This is a genomic window from Salinispora goodfellowii (assembly GCF_059570675.1).
Genome location: NZ_JCANTD010000080.1, coordinates 1 through 2,612, shown reverse-complemented (window position 1 = coordinate 2,612; position 2,612 = coordinate 1). Strand labels below are relative to the sequence as shown.

Sequence of the window (2,612 nt, the reverse complement as noted above, 5' to 3'; positions counted from 1 at the left end):
GAGTCGCGTGTCCTAGACCCGAAGCGGAGTGATCTAGCCATGGGCAGGCTGAAGCGTGGGTAAGACTGCGTGGAGGGCCGAACCCACCAACGTTGAAAAGTTGGGGGATGACCTGTGGTTAGGGGTGAAAGGCCAATCAAACTCCGTGATAGCTGGTTCTCCCCGAAATGCATTTAGGTGCAGCGTCGTGTGTTTCTTGCCGGAGGTAGAGCACTGGATGGTCTAGGGGGCCTACAAGCTTACCGAAATCAGCCAAACTCCGAATGCCGGTAAGTGAGAGCGCGGCAGTGAGACTGCGGGGGATAAGCTTCGTAGTCGAGAGGGAAACAGCCCAGATCACCAGCTAAGGCCCCTAAGCGTGTGCTAAGTGGAAAAGGATGTGGGGTCGCATAGACAACCAGGAGGTTGGCTTAGAAGCAGCCATCCTTGAAAGAGTGCGTAATAGCTCACTGGTCAAGTGGTTCCGCGCCGACAATGTAGCGGGGCTCAAGCACACCGCCGAAGCTGTGGCATTCACGCGTGTACTTCGCATGGCCTTTGGGTTGTGTGTAGGTGTGTGGATGGGTAGGGGAGCGTCGTGCCGGGGGTGAAGCAGCCGAGTGATCGAGTTGTGGACGCGGTGCGAGTGAGAATGCAGGCATGAGTAGCGAATGAAGGGTGAGAAACCCTTCCGCCGGATGACCAAGGGTTCCAGGGCCAGGTTAATCCGCCCTGGGTGAGTCGGGGCCTAAGGCGAGGCCGAGAGGCGTAGTCGATGGATAACGGGTTGATATTCCCGTACCCGCGAAGGAGCGTCCCTGATGAACTTCGTTGTGCTAACCATCCGAGCTTGGTGTGGTCTTCGGACTGTGCTGGGGGAGCGTGGGAACCTGGCGGGTAGTAGTCAAGCGATGGGGTGACGCAGGAAGGTAGCTGAGCCCGGCCGGTGGTTGTGCCGGGGTAAGCGTGTAGGCTGTGTCGTAGGTAAATCCGCGGCGCGTGTGGCTGAGACGTGATGCCGAGCCGATTCAGGTGAAGTCAGTGATCCTATGCTGTCGAGAAAAGCCTCTAGCGAGTTCCGAGCGGCCCGTACCCTAAACCGACACAGGTGGTCAGGTAGAGAATACCAAGGCGATCGGGTGAACTGTGGTTAAGGAACTCGGCAAATTGCCCCCGTAACTTTGGGAGAAGGGGGGCCGGAGACGTGAAGGCACGTGCTGCTGGAGCGTTGTATGGCCGCAGAGAGCAGGGGGAAGCGACTGTTTACTAAAAACACAGGTCCATGCGAAGAAGTAATTCGATGTATATGGACTGACGCCTGCCCGGTGCTGGAACGTTAAGGGGACCTGTTAGTCTTTCGGGGCGAAGCGGAGAACTTAAGCGCCAGTAAACGGCGGTGGTAACTATAACCATCCTAAGGTAGCGAAATTCCTTGTCGGGTAAGTTCCGACCTGCACGAATGGCGTAACGACTTCCCCACTGTCTCAACCACAGGCCCGGCGAAATTGCATTACGAGTAAAGATGCTCGTTACGCGCGGCAGGACGGAAAGACCCCGGGACCTTTACTATAGCTTGACATTGGTATCCGAATTAGCTTGTGTAGGATAGGTGGGAGCCGGTGAAGTGTGCACGCCAGTGCATGTGGAGGCAATCTTGAAATACCACTCTGGTTGGTTTGGGTATCTAACTTCGGACCGTTATCCGGTTCAGGGACAGTGTCTGGTGGGTAGTTTAACTGGGGCGGTTGCCTCCTAAAGGGTAACGGAGGCGCCCAAAGGTTCCCTCAGCCTGGTTGGCAATCAGGTGTTGAGTGTAAGTGCACAAGGGAGCTTGACTGTGAGACTGACGGGTCGAGCAGGGACGAAAGTCGGGACTAGTGATCCGGCACTGGCGAATGGAAGCGGTGTCGCTCAACGGATAAAAGGTACCCCGGGGATAACAGGCTGATCTTCCCCAAGAGTCCATATCGACGGGATGGTTTGGCACCTCGATGTCGGCTCGTCGCATCCTGGGGCTGTAGCAGGTCCCAAGGGTTGGGCTGTTCGCCCATTAAAGCGGTACGCGAGCTGGGTTTAGAACGTCGTGAGACAGTTCGGTCCCTATCCGCCGTGCGCGTAGGATACTTGAGAAGGGCTGTCCCTAGTACGAGAGGACCGGGACGGACGAACCTCTGGTGTGCCAGTTGTCCCGCCAGGGGCACGGCTGGTTAGCTACGTTCGGGAGGGATAACCGCTGAAAGCATCTAAGCGGGAAGCCTGCTTCAAGATGAGGTATCCCACCCATTTTGTGGGGTAAGGCCCCCAGCTAGACGACTGGGTTGATAGGCCGGAAATGTAAGCTCGGTAACGGGTTCAGTTGACCGGTACTAATAGGCCGAGGACTTGACTACTAAGTTGCTACGCGTCCACTGTGTAACTCTTGACAAACAAACATTGCCTGTGGTGTTGGGTGTGTTTGATATGTCGATAAGTGTTACGGCGGTCATGGCGGAGGGGAAACGCCCGGTTACATTCCGAACCCGGAAGCTAAGCCCTCCAGCGCCGATGGTACTGCACTCGGGAGGGTGTGGGAGAGTAGGACACCGCCGGGCAAAACTTCAGTTGAGGGCCGACCCTACCCGGGTCGGCCCTCA

2 rRNA genes are annotated in these 2,612 nt (G+C 56.7%); both read left to right on the top strand.

The window, feature by feature from the left end:
• Positions 1 to 2,369 (top strand): 23S ribosomal RNA (locus T398_RS26660); the annotation flags it as partial.
• Between the two features lie 84 nt (positions 2,370 to 2,453).
• Positions 2,454 to 2,570: ribosomal RNA gene (gene rrf, locus T398_RS26655) — 5S ribosomal RNA — on the top strand.
• Positions 2,571 to 2,612 lie beyond the last annotated feature (42 nt).